Source organism: Micromonospora sp. NPDC052213 (assembly GCF_040679695.1).
Lineage (GTDB): Bacteria > Actinomycetota > Actinomycetes > Mycobacteriales > Micromonosporaceae > Micromonospora.
Genome location: NZ_JBFAVI010000033.1, coordinates 1 through 14255, shown reverse-complemented (window position 1 = coordinate 14255; position 14255 = coordinate 1). Strand labels below are relative to the sequence as shown.

Below are 14255 nucleotides of genomic sequence, written 5' to 3'. Positions count from 1 at the left end.
ACGCCAAGGACAAGGCCGCCCCCGGTCGGGTCACCAACCCGGTGGGCGCTCCTGGTCAGGGCACGAGGCGGGGGACAGGAGACCCACCGCGCCCGTCACCGCGAGGTGGCGGGCGGTCTCGGCTCGGATGCCCTCGGCGGCGAGCACTTCCCGCTGCTCCCCCGTGTAGCCGATGCAGTCGAGGAATACCACGTCGGCTCCGCCCGCGGTGACCCTTCGTCCGGCGGCCGCCACCTCGTCGAGGCCAGCCGTGTAGGGGTCCACGGCTGCCGCGACGACCGGGCGGCCCAGGCGCCCCTCCCACCGCTGCCGGATGTCCGTCAACTGCTCCGGCACGGGGCACAGGACACCCAACCGCCCCTCACCGACGAGCCGCACCATGAGGTCGTGGGCGAGGTCCTCCGCGTGGAGCACCGGCACCGACGCCGGACCGTGCTCGACGCGGCCGGTACACAGCACGAGGACGGCCCCGCAGTGATCGGCTACGCAACGCCGGAGAGCGCCGTCAAGCGCCGGGGCGATGCTCGTCGCGCCGAGGCGGACGCGCGAACCGTCCCGCAGGCGGGAGACAAGGGTACGCTCTCCGCCGCGTGGTTCGAGCCGGGCGATGCCTTCCGCGTCGAGGAGGTCCAACGCGCCGTGTTCGACCCAGTCGACGCCGGAGAGGGCGGCCTCGACATCGGGGATCAGGTCGACGCGGGGGGCCTGGCCGATCGTGACGAGACCGAGCGTCGGCCTTACGCTGTGCGCCCCGCCGTCAGACGGTTCGTGCATCACGCCACCTTCTCGGGCAGGTCGGCAGCCGCGACGCCACGCTCGACGATGCGGCGCCGCACGGCCCGGTCGACCCGCGCGGTGGGGTCGGCGATCGGGATCGCAGCGAGGAGCGCCTTGGTGTAGGGGTGCTGAGGCGCCGTGAAGATCTGCTCGACGCTGCCCTGCTCGACGACGCGGCCCTGGCTCATGACGACGATCTCGTCGGCCATCATCTCGACGACGGACAGATCGTGCGAGATGAAGACGTACGTGAGCCCGAGGTCCCGCTGCAACCGCTTCATGAGGTCGAGCACCTGGGCCTGAACCGACACGTCGAGTGCCGACACGGGCTCGTCGCAGACGACGAGGCTCGGGTTGAGGATGAGGGCCCGTGCGATGCCGATCCGCTGGCGCTGGCCCCCGGAGAACTCGTGCGGGAAGCGGTCGATGTCCTCCTCCCGCAGGCCCACCGTCTCGAGGACCTCGACGATGCGGGCGCGGATCGCCGCGTCGTCAAGGTCCGTGTGCAACCGCAGCGGCTCGGCGAGGGCCCGGTGGATCGTCCACCGCGGGTCGAGCGAGGCGTACGTGTCCTGGAAGACGATCTGCATCTCGGAGCGGAGGCGACGCAACTCGTCGTCACTCGCCGCGAGGAGGTCGGCCCCGTTGAAGGTCACCGCCCCCGACGTCGGCTCGTGCAGGCGCAGCAGGGCTCGACCGGTCGTCGACTTGCCCGAACCTGACTCGCCCACGATGGCGAGCGTGCGGCCACGGCGGACCCGGAAGGACACGCCGTCGACGGCTCTGATGGCATCGGCCGTACGTCCCAGACGGCGGCGTCGCCCGGTGAAGACCTTCGTCAGGTCGGTGACCTCGAGCAGCACCGGCGCGTCGTCGTCGGATGCCGTGGGAGCGTCCGTGCCCGCCTCGACGCGAACCGGCCCCGAGCCGTCGGGCGCCACGTCCTCCTCGGCGAGCGCCTCGACCGCCTCGATGACGTGCTCGTTGGCGGAGGGGATGAAGCTGAGCAGCCGCTTCGTGTAGTCGGCCTGTGGCGCGGCGAAGAGCTGCTCCGTCGTCGCCGTCTCCTGCAGTTCACCGCCGTACATCACGGCGACCCGCTGGCAGGTCTGGGCGACGACGCCGAGGTCGTGCGTGATGAGCAGGACCGCCGTCCCGTGCTGCTCCTGCAGGTCCATGATGAGGTCGAGGATCTGCAGCTGGGTCGTGACGTCGAGCGCGGTCGTCGGCTCGTCGGCGATGAGCAGCTTCGGCTCACACGCCATGGCCATGGCGATCATGACTCGCTGGCGCATCCCACCGGACAACTCGTGCGGGTACCCGGCGAGGACGCGGGCGGTGTTGCGGATCCCCACCATGTCGAGCAGTTCGCCCGCCCGGTCCGCCGCCTGCCGTCGGCCGAGGCGCATGTGCTGGCGCAACGGTTCGGTGAGCTGGTCACGGATCGTGAAGACCGGGTTGAGCGCGGTCATCGGCTCCTGGAAGATCGTCGCGATGTCCTTGCCGCGGATCCCGCGCATCTGCCGGTCCGACAGCGCGGCGAGGTCGCGCCCGTCGAAGCGGATGTGCCCCCCGGTGACGTGCGCCTGCCGCGCCGGCAGCAGTCCCGTGATCGACATGGCGGTGACGCTCTTGCCCGAGCCCGACTCGCCGACCAGCCCGACCATCTCGCCGCGCGCGATGGTCAGGTCGAGGCCCCGGACCGGGTGGATCGGGCCGCGCGACGTGTCGATCCGGATCGAGAGGTTCTCGATCGACAGCAGGGTCTCAGCCATGTCCGTGCTCCTTGTTCCGTGTGCCGCTGGGCTCGGTCGCGCGCGCCCGCTCAGGCGTCCGCGGGGACCTTTCCACTCGTCTGCAGGTGGGTGGCCGGGCCGTAGAGGCTCTCGAGGAGCGCCGCCTGGGCCTCGTCGTGGAAGGACACCGCACCCGCGGTGAAGCCCTTGGCGACCTCGACGGCGAAGCGCGCGGCCAGGGCGATGTCGACCTCGTGGCTCGCGCCGGTCGCGCAGCCGGCGACGGGCGTCACCGTGGTGATGGCGACACCGACGACGGGCGCGGCCGTCGCGACGGCCGGCTGGAGGATCGAGTTGAGGTGGTGCAGGCCGTTGCCGTACGGCGTGATGTCCTGCGTCGACAGCGGAAAGACGACGGCTGGCTCCCCCGACACGGTCTCCAGGACGCTGACGAGGTCGGCGCTCGCGGGGAGGATGTAGCCGGCGCGGACCGTCGGGGAGATCGCGATGCCGCGGTGGTTGATGAGGCGGTTGCCCTTCGTGGTGTCGATGGACAGGACGGCGTCCATCTCCGATGTGACCTCGTGCTCGTTCATCGCGGTGATGTCGACGGGCGAGTCCATGAAGGGCACGGGGTCGTGTGGGCGGGTCGGTGCGTCGGGGCAGATGTGCGTCGAGATGACGACGTCGCCGGGCAGGATGTCGCCGCGGGCGTGCATCGCGAGGAGCTTGGCGGCCGTGGCGACGGCGGCGGTGGCCCCGTCACCGTCGGACACGTAGCCGATGAGTTCCGGGCGGGCGCCGAGGCCGCCGAGGCGCCCGACGACACCGAGCGTCGGGGCGTCGCCGCCGACGGTCCTGCCGCGGCTGCCCGGGACGGTGACGCGGAGGAAGTCGGTCGAGCCGCGCTCGCCCGCCACCGTCTCGACGGTGATCGAGCAGGCGTCGTCGCCGAGGGTGCGCAGGTGCTCGGCGACGAGCTTGCCCGACGCGTCGGGACGGTCGAGGAGGTCGAGGGCCGTAAGGACGTGGGACAGCACGGTTATTCGCTTTCGACAGCGGTCTCGGCGACGCCGAGGTACCGGAGGGTGGTCAGGGCATAGGTCTTCGCGGCGAGGACGACGTCGGCGACGGGTGCCTTCTCGTCGAAGCCGTGGATGGTGGCCAGCTCTGCCGGCCCGTACTGGAGCACGGGGATACCGTGGCTGCGGAAGGTGCGGGCGTCGGAGGACGCCCACTGGAGCACACCCTCCGCGGTGGGGTCCCCGGTCAGTTCGCGTAGGGCCGCGACGAGTTCGGCGACGATGGGGTCGCTCGGCAGCGTCCAGTTCGGCTCGCTGCGGAAGCCGATCGGCTCGATCGTCGCCTCGATGCCCGCCTCGGCGAGCAGCTCGTCGACCCGGGCGAGGACCTCGGCCCGCGACAACCCGATCGGCACACGGGTGTCGACGTCGACGACGCACCGGTCCGCGACGACGTTGGAGGAGGTGCCGCCGTGGATCGTGCCGATGTTGACGGTGACGTGTTCGAAGACGGCACCGATGCCGGGACCGTAGCCCTCGCGTTCCTCGGCGAACGTCTTGGACCTCTCGATGAGGTCGCGCACGTCCTCGGGCGCCGACGGCTTCATGTCCCAGAGCTGCTGCAGGGCGATGACGGCCCTGGCCGCGAGGAGATTCGCGCTGACGCCGTGCAGCGGTTGGAGGCTGCCGTGTCCCGGCTTGCCGTCGATCGTCATACGGAACCAGTTGCTGCCCTTCTGGCCGATCGTCGGGTGCGTGCGTTCGGCGGGCTCGGCGATGATCGCGCCGGTCGCGCCGTCGAGGACCCCCTGGTCGAGGAGCCAGTCCGCCCCGCGCGAGCCGCCCTGCTCCTCGTCGGGGACCGCCGCGAGCGACAGCTTCCCGGCGAGCGGGACGCCGAGGCGGTGGAGGACGACGAGCGTGTGGATGACGCCGGCGAGACCGGCCTTCATGTCGCTCGCGCCGCGACCGCGGAGATAGCCGTCGACGATGTCACCCGCGAAGGGGGGAAACGTCCAGCGGTTGAGGTCGCCGACGGGGACGACGTCGGTGTGGCCGGCGAGCACCAGGTGGCGCGCCGTCGTGGGCTCGCCGTCCACCGCGGCGTTGCCCGCGGCACGGTGGACGACGATGCTGAGGCGACCATCGCCCGCGTCGTGGACCTCGGGGTCGAGGCCCTGGGCGCGCAGGTGGTCGGCGATGAAGGTGCCGACGTCCGTGCAGTCCCCCGGAGGGTTCTCGCTCGGGATCCGGATGAGGTCTCCGGCGAGCGTCAGCAGTTCGTCCCGAGTGCGCTCGATCTCGTCGAGGACCCGGGTCTCCCAGGCGGGGGATGTCGTGGTCAAGTCGGGCTCCAGGGTGTCGTGTTCGCCTGCGGGGAGTCGGATTCGCGGTGGTGTGGAGGAGGAGGCGGCCGCCGGGCGCGTCGGGATGGCGGCGGGCCCGGCGGCACGCCTCTCTTCGGCGTCAGCCCTTGTTGCTCAGCTGGAAGAAGCGGATGATCCCGTCGGGGTACGACGTGTACCCCTGCACGCCCGCCCGCTGCGCGACGACGATGTTGTACTCGTAGAGGTACGCCCACGGCGCCTGGGTGTTGATGATCTCCTGCGCCTTGCCGTACAGATCGTTCCGGACCTTCTGGTCCGTCTCGGTCGAGGCCTGCTTCCAGAGGTTGTCGACCTCGGGGCTGTTGAAGTTGACGTAGTTGCTCGTGCCGTCACTCGTCAGCAGGAGGCCGAGGTGGTAGCCCGGGTCGTTGACGAAGGAGGTCCAGCGGCTGATGTAGGCCTGCACCTTCTTCGTGGCGAGCGCCTCGAGGAACTGCGGGCGCGCCATCTTGTTGATGTTCATCGTCACGCCGATCTTCGCCAGCTCGGCCTGGATGAGCACGGCGTCGTCCGACCAGTCCTCGAAGCCGCTGCCGAGGGTGAAGTCGAAGCTGAAGCCGTTGGGGTAGCCGGCCTCCACGAGGAGCGCCTTCGCCTTGTCGAGGTCGTACGAGTAGACATAGCCGGCGTCGGTGAAGCCCGGGGTCGAGCTGGCCACGGACGAGCGCATGGGCGACGCCTGGCCCTTCATGACGTCGCTGATGAGCTTGTCGTACGGAATCGCGTACGAGACGGCCTGACGGACCTTCGGGTTGTCGAACGGCTTGACGGCGTTGTTCATCCCGAAGAAGAGGATCTTGTTGCTGGCCCGGGAGTCGATGGCGACGCCGGACTGCTTCGACAGCGTGTCGACGTCCTTCGCGGGCACCTCGAGCGCGATGTCGACCTCGCCCTTGGTGAGGAGCTGCACGCGGTTGCTCGCCTCGCCGATGAACTTCGTGTTGATCTTGCGCAGGGCCGGCTTCTCACCCCAGTAGGTGTCGTTGCGCTCGAGCACGGCCTCGGTCGCCGGGTCCCACTTCGTCAGCCGGTAGGGGCCGGAGCCCGCGGTGTGCGTGTCGAGCCACTTGCTGCCGCCCTCGGCGTTGACCTTGTCGATGTTGATGATCGAGAACGAGTACATCGGCAGGATCTGGAGGAAGAGGTGGTTCGGCGCCTTGAGGTCGATCTTCACCGTCTGCGAGTCGACCGCGGTCACGGTGTCGATGCCGGCCATGCCGTACAGGAAGCTCGCCGAACTCGACTTCTTGATGAAGTCGAACGTCTTGACGACGTCGTCGGAGTCGAGCGCCGAGCCGTCCTCGAACTTCACGCCCGGCCGCATGGTGAAGGTGTAGCTCTTCGAGTCGGTGCTCACCTTCCACGACTCGGCCAGCATCGGCACGATCGTGTCCGTCTTGGCGGTCGGCTTGCCGTCGACCGTCGTGCGGTCGTACGTGACCAGTTGGTCGTAGGCGGCCACGACGAACGTGTCGGAGGTGACGTCGTTGGCCTCGGCGGGGTTGAGGGTCTTGCCGCCTTCGGAGTAGGCGGCGACGAGGGTGTCCTTGGCGGTCCCATCGGCCTGCGAGGAGTCGCCCTGGTTGGCGTTGGCTCCACAGCCGGCTGCGACGAAGATGACGGCGACCGCGGCGGCCAGGGTGGCGCTGCGCTTCACGCTGTTCTCCTTCAGGTCAGGGTGGGGGTTGGGGTGGGCGGATGGGCTGGCGTCCGTGGCAGGTCCGCACCGGGTCATCGGCTCGTCCGCAGGCGTGGGTCGAGGACGTCGCGAAGGCCGTCGCCGATCAGGTTGAAGCCGAGAATCGAGGTGGCGATGGCGATACCGGGGAAGACGGTCATCCACCACTCGCCGCTGATGATGTAGCCACGGCCGTCCGAGATCATGACGCCCCATTCCGGCGTCGGCGGCTGCGCGCCGAGGCCGATGAAGCTGAGCGAGGCGGCCGTGAGGATCGCGTAGCCCATCCCGAGGGTCGCTCGGACGAGGATCGGGGCAACGGTGTTCGGGACGATGTGCCGGATGAGGATCGTCCGGTCACGCAGACCCAGGGCGCGCCCCGCCTCGACGAAGTCACGCTCACGGAGCGAGCGGGTCTGGCTGTAGACGATGCGGGCGAACTCGGGGATGCCGACGACACCCACCGCGACCATCGCGCTCGCCAGGCCCGGGCCGAGGGCGGCGGCGATCGCCATGGCCAGCACGAGCGACGGGAAGGCGAGGAGCACATCCATCACCCGCATGAGCACCGCGCTCACCGCACCGCCGACGAAGCCGGAGATGGCACCGATCGGGACACCGACGAGAAGCGAGATCCCGACGGCGATGAGCCCGGTCCAGAGAGAGATGCGCCCGCCGGCGAGAACCCGGGCGAGGATGTCGCGGCCGAAGTTGTCCGTGCCGAAGAGGTGCGCGCCGGAGGGGGGTTCGAGAAGCCCTCCGGCTCCGGTCTCGGTGGGCGAGTACGGCAGCAGGTCGGCCACCAGGGCGCCGACGGTCCAGATCGCGATGAAGACGAGACCGACCATCGCCAGGCGGTTGCGGACCAGGAGGCGCCAGGCGGTGGTGGGCCTGGCGGTCGCCCGGTCGGACGACGTGACCCGGTTGCCCCGCACGGTCGCGGACACGGTGGTGTCAGGCATTCTCGATCCTCGGGTCCAGGCGGCCGTTGAACAGATCGACGCAGAGGTTGACCGTCAGGTAGATGACCGCGGCGAGCAGGGTGAAGGCCTGGACCGGCGCATAGTCGGTCGCGAGCACGGACTGGACGACATAGGCGCCGATGCCGGGCCAACTGAAGACCGTCTCGGTGATGACCGCGCCACCGAGGAGTTGGCCGAACTGGAGGCCGACGACGGTGACGATGACGGGGGCGGCGTTCTTCAGCGCGTGCTTGAGGATGACCTTGGCCGGCGGCAGGCCCTTGGAGCGAGCGGTCCGTACGTAGTCCTGGTTGATCACCTCGAGCATCTCGGACCGGGTCATCCGGGCGATGATCGCCGTGCTCCCGGTCGCGAGGCACATGGCCGGCCAGATGATGTGGGCCAGCGACGACTTGAGCGCGATGACGTCACCGGTCAGGAGCGAGTCGAGGACGTAGAGCCCCGTGATCGACGTCGGTGGGTTCACGTCCTGGGCGATGCGGCCCAGCGGGGCCGGCTCCCACCCGAGCTTGTTGTAGAAGACGAAGATCACGATGAGGGCGAGCCAGAAGAGCGGCATCGACGCCCCGACCAGCGAAAAGATGCGGCTGGCGTGGTCGATGGGCCGGTCGCGGCGCGTCGCGCTGACGACACCGATCGGGACCCCCACGAGCAGCGAGATGAGGATCGCCGCGATGGCGAGCTCGACCGTCGCCGGCAGCCGGGAGGCGAAGTCCGCGAGGACGGGCTGCCCGGTGTGCCAGGCGAAGCCGAAGTCTCCGGCGAAGAGGCCGCGCACGTAGGAGACGAACTGGGCGACCAGCGGCTGGTCGAGGCCCATCTCGGCACGGATCTTCTCGACGGTCGCCGGGTCAGCCTGCTCCCCGGCGAGCGTCCGGGCCGGGTCACCGGGCAGGACGCGCGTGAGAAGGAAGATGCAGAGCACGACACCGAGGAGCGCCGGGATCATCGCGAGGACTCGTCGCACCACGTGGTTCACGGCCACCTCCAATCTGCGCTTTGTTGGGTCTGACCTGGTCTCGGCGCCACCCAGGATTCGTCCGTCCCGCACCCCTGCGCAATACCTTCTCTGTATATGAGAGGGCATCTCGAACTGGATCGGAGTGCGGTAGGTTCACACACGTCCCACCCATCCCGGAGGACCCATGTCAGACAACGGCGCCCGCCCCCGCTCGCCGCTCCAGACCGTGGACCGCGCCCTGGAGGTCCTTCTGTCGTTCACCGAGCGGCGTCGCGACTGGGGCGTCATGGAGCTTGCCGAAGCCTTCGCCATCGACAAGTCGACCGCACAGCGGATCCTTGCCGCGCTCGCCGCGCGCGGCTTCCTCAACGCCGATCCGGTGACCCGGCGCTACAGCCTCGGGCCGACGATGTGGCGAATGGCCGCCGTCTGGGAGCGCACGGGAGGGCTGGCCGCCCTGGCCCACCGGGTGGTCGAGCCGCTCGCCTTCCAGACCGATCGCACCGCCATCTTCGCCGTCCCGGACGGGCTTCACGTCCGTTGCGTCGCCGCCGTCAACGGCGGCGAACCGCTGCGCAGTCATCCGCTCGTCGGCGAGTTGTACCCGGCCAACGCGGGAGCCACCTCCCGCGCCTACTTCGCCTTCCTCGACAGCAACGAACGACGCGCCCTCATCTCCGGTCGCGTCTTCGCGACCTTCACGGAGCTGACGAAGGTCGGCGAGCACGAGGTCGAACGGCTCTTCGTCGAGACCGTTGCGCAGGGCTACGCCTACTCGGAGGGCGAATACGACTACGCCACCAGGGCGCTCGCCGTTCCCATCATGCTCAGAGGGCGGCCCGTCGGCTCGCTCAGCCTCGGCGAGAGCAAGTATCCGGCGCGTCCGGACGACATCCGGGACCACCTGCCCGCACTACAGGCCGCCGCGGAGCAGCTGTCCGCCCTGCTCGACAACCGGGCGAACTCGGCCGCCGCAGCCCGGCAGACCACGACGGTCCGATCCCACTGAACGCCGCGCCGACCAGCCGGACCGGCCGCATCGAGGAGACACCATGACCCAGGGCCACCAGAGCCTCCTGCTCCTGTCCAATTCGACGGCCCCGGGCCGGGCCTATCTGGAACATGCGCGCGACGCGATCCTCCAGGCACTCGACGGCCGACGCTCCATCGTGTTCGTCCCCTTCGCACTGGCGGACCACGACGGCTACACCGACACGGTCCGTCGGGCCCTGGAGCCACTCGGCATCACCGTCCGAGGAGCACACGAGGGCACGCCACGCGACATCGTCGCCGACGCCGAGGCGGTCTTCGTCGGCGGCGGCAACACCTTCCGTCTCGTCAAGGCGATCCACGAGCTCGACCTGATCAGCGTCGTGCGCACCCGGGTGTCCGAGGGCATGCCCTACATCGGGTCGAGTGCCGGCACCAACGTCGCGACGCCGAGCCTGCGTACGACGAACGACATGCCGATCGTCCAACCGCCGTCCTTCGAGACCTTCGGCCTCGTGCCCTTCCAGATCAACCCCCACTACCTCGACCCGGACCCGGCCTCGACGCACCAGGGTGAGACCCGGGAGGAGCGGCTCACACAGTTCCTCGAGGAGAACGACGTCCCGGTACTCGCCATGCGCGAGGGCACCTGGCTGCGGGTGAGCAACAGTTCGATGCGGCTCGACGGCGTGGCCGCGGGAGGGCGGGTCTTCTGCCGCGCATCCGAGCCGGTCGAGGTTGCGAGCGGCGCCGACGTGAGCTGGCTCGCCGAGAGAGTGGCTTCGTTCGACGTCGGCCGCTGAGGGCGAGCAGTCGGACATCCTGGAGATCTACGGGACGCGCCTCGGGTCCGCGCCGGTCGGACCTGAGACGGCCGGCACGGCCGGCGTGCGGGGCTGGCCGTGCCTTCGCCGGGGAGTACGGCATCAGGCGGCCCAGGGCCGCCGCGACGATCACCAACGACCTCGACGTGCCGCTCGTCGCAGCCGGGGATGGGCTCACGCCCCGTCCGGGCCAGCCGGAGTCTGCTGGGCCTTGAGGGCGGACGTGAACGCTTGGACCGTGGGATGGCGCGTTGCTCCCCGCCGCACGGTGGTGAAGATCTGTCTTCTGGGACGGCCGTGGAGCGGGTGCGAGACCACGTTGTGACGCTCACCCGCGCCTGACAGGTCGGGAAGCAGGGCGGCCGCGAGGCCGTTCTCGACGAGTCGCAGGTGGATCTGCAGGTCCGTGGAGGTGTAGCGGACGTCGGGCTCGAACCCCGCCTGTCGGCATGCCGCCGTCGCCCATTCCCGGGCGGTGTCGTCGTCCTGCTCAGTACGGAAGGACCCGTTCGATGGCCCGTACCGTCCGGATCAACCGCGACCGGCTCTGGGCCTCCCTGATGCAACTCGGCCGGAAACCCGGCGGTCCGAGTCAACGGCACGTAGCCGGGATCAGCCATGCCGCGAACGCGGTTGGCCTCGCGGTCTCCGCGCGGGGTCACCGGACCCACGTCACTTGACGACCGAGCGCAACCGGCCGTACAGCGTCTCCGACATCGAGATCGCCGTGGCCAGGTCCGGTTCGCAGATCTCCAGGTAGTGGCTTCCGCGGGCCACGTAGAGCTGGTACTGCCGCACGGTGAAGTCCCCGGCGGGCTGGTTGACCGCCGTGACGGTTCCCGTGCCCTCGTCGCAGGTCCAGCCGACCGCCACGACGGCCGACGCCGCCGCGATCGAGCAACTGTCCGCGACGAGCTGGTCGAACTGCTGCTGTGTCAGGCCGGTGAACGTGATGGTCGACTGCAGCCCGTACGTCGCGGCCCCGTCCAGCGCCGGCACGGGCACCTCGGCCAGGGTGATCCTGGCGCCGACCTGCAGCGACCGCCAGGTCATGCTGCCGGACGCGCAGGTGCCCGCGGCCTCGCGGAGCCGGGCGAGATCCAGCCCCTCGGGCAGCTCCTCGACGGTCGCGGTGAACCTGCCCGTGGCGCCATTGTCGGCGTCGCGCCGGCTGCCGACCTGGATCCAGCCGCCGGCGGCCCGACTCTGCTCGCCGATCGCCAGTTGCAGGGAGCCCAGGCAGGCCACCGGCGAAACGGTCACGTCGGGGTCGGGCTCGAACAACTTGCCCGCGTCGGCCAACGACATCTCCACGAGTTCGGTACCCGCGGGGTGGTCGGCCTTGGGCAGCAGGACCTCACGGAGGCGCTCGTCCGACAGCGCCGGCGCGGCCGGGCCGGCCGCCGCTGCCGCCAGCGTCGTCCGCTCGGCTTCGGCGGTGCGGTGGTTTCCCACCACGACGATCAGCACAGCCGCCACCAGCAGCAGAGCTGCGCCGGCCGCCGTGAGGGCACGACGAGTTGTCAGCATGGCACGCCTCCGTTCGCCAGGTGTTTCTGCTGTCAAGGAACAGCAGTACCGCACCGGGGGCATCGATCGCCATACATGAGTCAAGTGGATTTTTGCTGACCAGAGCCGCCCGCGACATCTCTGGCCAATCGGCACGTGTCGCAACGACCCGGGTCCGCGACCCCGGTTCCGGCGACACTCAAGCGGCGCGACCGATCCCGCCGGTCGGACTCGCCGCACCGCGGCTGGGCTGCGGGATTCCAGGAGGCCCTGGGTTGCCGGCGTCCACCACGACCGGCCTCCCGCACCGGATCGCGGGACCATACGTTCACTCCGTCCATATTCGACATCCGTCGGACGGCCACCGGTCACTGGGCGGTCGGACGGGCAACGCGCGGCCGGAAACGACTAGCGTCGTCCCCACTGTCCGTGTTGCTCCCCGAGCGCACCGCCGCGGGAGCGACGCCCTCGGAGATTGGAGTGACCATGCCGGACATGGCGGCCACGCTGGCCGACCTCGAAGACCTCAACCTGGCCGACCTGGAGGTGTCCGACCTGTTGGAGGTGCACGCCGTCCGCGACGCGGTGGCCCTGCCGGAAACCGGCGCCTCGGCGAGCACCTCCGTCGTCTGGGAGTGGCTGGGCTACTCCTCCTGCGCCGCCCAGCTTCCTCTGTAGTCGTACCGGATCGGTGCCGACCGGCGGGGCCGGGTCGCCGACACCGTCGGCGCGACCGTCCCCACCGGTTCGACCGGCCGGTGTCGATGACCGTCCACAGGGGAGAACGTGTCCATCACCCGCCAGAACTCCGCTCCACCGGTGTCGTCGGCACCCGGCGGCCGGGTCGCGCCGGAGGTCGAGGTCGCCCCGTACGTGCTGATCCGCCTGACGGGGGTCGACCAGCCGGCGTCCGGGCCGGCCGGACGGCGGCTGCGCCGCCTCCAGGACCGCCTCGTCGATCGACTGGTCAAGTGTCACTCCCTCGGCCCCGACCTCGCCGACGAGCTGTACCGGCTCGGCGGTCGGTCCTCGAGGACGTACCGCCAGTCGGTTCTGCTGCCCCTGCGACGCGACGTCCACAACGGCCGGTCTCCGGCCGGCGATGTCCGCGCCCGGCTCGGCGACCTTCCCGCACGTCTGCCGGCGTTGGGGCGCTGGTTGCGGGTTCGGGCCGAGATCGACCGGCTGACCGACGCCATCGACGCCGGGTCGGAGGCGGCACTGGCCGAGGAACGCGTCGCGCTCGCCACTCTCTGCGGCAGCGACCCGTTCGGCCGGGCGGTGGCGCTGACCAGCCCGGAGCTGCTGGCAGCGGTACACCGCACGGCGGCGCGCGGTGGCGTACCGGACGCCCGCGGCCGCAAGTCGGAGCCCACCGTGCTCCGGTACGCGTTGCGGACGTCCACGCGGACCAGCCCGCTCTCCTGGTTCACCATCGTCGGCTGGGGCTCCTGGCCGGACGACAGCGCCCTCGGACCCCCGACGCCCGGGCCACGGTCGCGGCCCGGGCGTGACCGTGCGGCCGGCCCGGAAACCGTGGCGAACCTGGATCTGTCGGCGGCCGGCGTGCCGACGGCGGTGACCCGTCCACCGGCCGGCCTGGTCGCCAGCCTCTTCCTGGCCGGCAACGGCCGCCCGGGGCAGGCGCCACGCACCCCGCACCGGCTGGCGCCCGGGACCCGCGTGCTCGGCGAGCACGTGGTGTTCTACCGCGAGCACCCGACGACCGACGCCGACGGTGCCCCGGTGATCCGGGAGGAGCGGGTACTGATGCCGCTGCGGCCCGCGCTGGCCGCGATCATCCGGGTGCTCCGCGCCGCGCCCGGCGGGTACCGGCCGGAGGAACTCGTCGCGGCCCTCAGCCGACGCCCCGCGCACCCCGCCACGGACGCCGCGGCGGCCGAGCGGCTCGCCCGCCGACTCGTCGACCAGCTCTGCACGGAACGGCTGCTGGTTCCGGTGCCGCCGACCACCGAACACGACCCGGCGGCGCTCGCGGCGATCGCCGACTGGCTCGCCGACACCGGTGACCCCGCCGTCGCCGACCAGGTGCGGCGCCTCGACCAGGACATCCGGTCCCTGGCCGACGTCGAGGCGGCGCGACGCGGCCCGCTGGTACGCCGGATCAGCGCGGGCTGGCGCGACGCCCTGCACTCGCTCGGCGCCACCGCGCCGCCACTGGCCCCGGCCACCGAGGACGTCGTGCTGCCCGGACCGGTACGGCTGACCCGGCGGCCGGCGGACAACGCCGACCTGACCGCGCTGACCGGGCTCGCGTTGATGTTCGACACGGACCAGGTGCTGCGCCGGCTGCTGCGGCACCGGTTCGTCGAACGGTACGGCTCCGGGGGCCGCTGCGCCGACCTCGGTGAGTTCTTCGCCGAGGG

General features: G+C 70.7%; 12 protein-coding genes and 1 pseudogene. 4 read left to right on the top strand and 9 right to left on the bottom strand.

The features are described 5' to 3' along the window. Positions 1 to 30: 30 nt before the first annotated feature. From AB0L34_RS11295 to AB0L34_RS11265, 7 genes are all read right to left on the bottom strand, one after another. On the bottom strand, positions 31 to 774 hold the full coding sequence (locus AB0L34_RS11295) for an AroM family protein (protein WP_363704034.1): 744 nt from the start codon (positions 772 to 774) through the stop codon (positions 31 to 33). Continuing rightward, positions 774 to 2552: an ABC transporter ATP-binding protein gene (locus AB0L34_RS11290; protein ID WP_363703974.1), complete on the bottom strand. Its 1779-nt coding sequence runs from the start codon at positions 2550 to 2552 to the stop codon at positions 774 to 776. The genes AB0L34_RS11295 and AB0L34_RS11290 overlap by 1 nt, the downstream gene beginning before the upstream one ends. Before the next feature lie 50 nt (positions 2553 to 2602). Beyond that, positions 2603 to 3553 carry a DUF1177 domain-containing protein gene (locus tag AB0L34_RS11285; RefSeq protein WP_363703972.1) on the bottom strand — a complete coding sequence of 317 codons (951 nt, stop codon included), beginning with the start codon at positions 3551 to 3553 and terminating at the stop codon, positions 2603 to 2605. A gap of 2 nt (positions 3554 to 3555) precedes the next feature. Next, positions 3556 to 4881, bottom strand: coding sequence for a M20 family metallopeptidase (locus tag AB0L34_RS11280; protein WP_363703970.1), 1326 nt, complete (start codon positions 4879 to 4881; stop codon positions 3556 to 3558). 121 nt (positions 4882 to 5002) lie between these two features. Then, positions 5003 to 6580 carry an ABC transporter substrate-binding protein gene (locus tag AB0L34_RS11275; RefSeq protein WP_363703968.1) on the bottom strand — a complete coding sequence of 526 codons (1578 nt, stop codon included), beginning with the start codon at positions 6578 to 6580 and terminating at the stop codon, positions 5003 to 5005. 74 nt (positions 6581 to 6654) lie between these two features. Then, entirely contained in the window at positions 6655 to 7563 is a 909-nt protein-coding gene (locus AB0L34_RS11270; RefSeq protein ID WP_363703966.1) for an ABC transporter permease, read from the bottom strand. Beyond that, on the bottom strand, positions 7556 to 8563 hold the full coding sequence (locus AB0L34_RS11265; protein ID WP_363703964.1) for an ABC transporter permease: 1008 nt from the start codon (positions 8561 to 8563) through the stop codon (positions 7556 to 7558). The genes AB0L34_RS11270 and AB0L34_RS11265 overlap by 8 nt, the downstream gene beginning before the upstream one ends. Before the next feature lie 166 nt (positions 8564 to 8729). Between AB0L34_RS11265 and AB0L34_RS11260 the strand changes: the two genes are divergently transcribed. Together AB0L34_RS11260 and pepE are read left to right on the top strand one after the other, a co-directional pair. Next, the gene (locus tag AB0L34_RS11260; protein WP_363703962.1) at positions 8730 to 9554 is read left to right on the top strand and encodes an IclR family transcriptional regulator; all 825 of its coding nucleotides are present in this window, start codon (positions 8730 to 8732) and stop codon (positions 9552 to 9554) included. Between the two features lie 43 nt (positions 9555 to 9597). Beyond that, entirely contained in the window at positions 9598 to 10338 is a 741-nt protein-coding gene (gene pepE, locus AB0L34_RS11255; protein WP_363703960.1) for a dipeptidase PepE, read from the top strand. Between the two features lie 195 nt (positions 10339 to 10533). Here the strand turns inward: pepE and AB0L34_RS11250 are convergent. Together AB0L34_RS11250 and AB0L34_RS11245 are read right to left on the bottom strand one after the other, a co-directional pair. Beyond that, positions 10534 to 10830: pseudogene (locus AB0L34_RS11250) on the bottom strand (LysR substrate-binding domain-containing protein); the annotation flags it as partial. 201 nt (positions 10831 to 11031) lie between these two features. Further along, positions 11032 to 11889, bottom strand: a complete 858-nt coding sequence (locus AB0L34_RS11245) for a hypothetical protein (RefSeq protein ID WP_363703958.1) — start codon at positions 11887 to 11889, stop codon at positions 11032 to 11034. Between the two features lie 465 nt (positions 11890 to 12354). On the opposite strand from AB0L34_RS11245, the gene AB0L34_RS11240 reads away from it, so the two are divergent. Both AB0L34_RS11240 and AB0L34_RS11235 read left to right on the top strand, forming a co-directional pair. Continuing rightward, on the top strand, positions 12355 to 12546 hold the full coding sequence (locus AB0L34_RS11240; RefSeq protein ID WP_350708790.1) for a thiopeptide-type bacteriocin: 192 nt from the start codon (positions 12355 to 12357) through the stop codon (positions 12544 to 12546). A 108-nt stretch (positions 12547 to 12654) separates the two neighbouring features. After that, positions 12655 to 14255: lantibiotic dehydratase (locus tag AB0L34_RS11235; protein WP_363703956.1), on the top strand; the 1601-nt coding region annotated here is incomplete at its 3' end.

Coding starts and splice junctions, on each gene's coding strand:
- AB0L34_RS11295 (WP_363704034.1), bottom strand. CDS start 774: ATGCACGAACCGTCTGACGGCGGGGCGCACAGCGTAAGGCCGACGCTC.
- AB0L34_RS11290 (WP_363703974.1), bottom strand. CDS start 2,552: ATGGCTGAGACCCTGCTGTCGATCGAGAACCTCTCGATCCGGATCGAC.
- AB0L34_RS11270 (WP_363703966.1), bottom strand. CDS start 7,563: ATGCCTGACACCACCGTGTCCGCGACCGTGCGGGGCAACCGGGTCACG.
- AB0L34_RS11260 (WP_363703962.1), top strand. CDS start 8,730: ATGTCAGACAACGGCGCCCGCCCCCGCTCGCCGCTCCAGACCGTGGAC.
- pepE (WP_363703960.1), top strand. CDS start 9,598: ATGACCCAGGGCCACCAGAGCCTCCTGCTCCTGTCCAATTCGACGGCC.
- AB0L34_RS11245 (WP_363703958.1), bottom strand. CDS start 11,889: ATGCTGACAACTCGTCGTGCCCTCACGGCGGCCGGCGCAGCTCTGCTG.
- AB0L34_RS11240 (WP_350708790.1), top strand. CDS start 12,355: ATGCCGGACATGGCGGCCACGCTGGCCGACCTCGAAGACCTCAACCTG.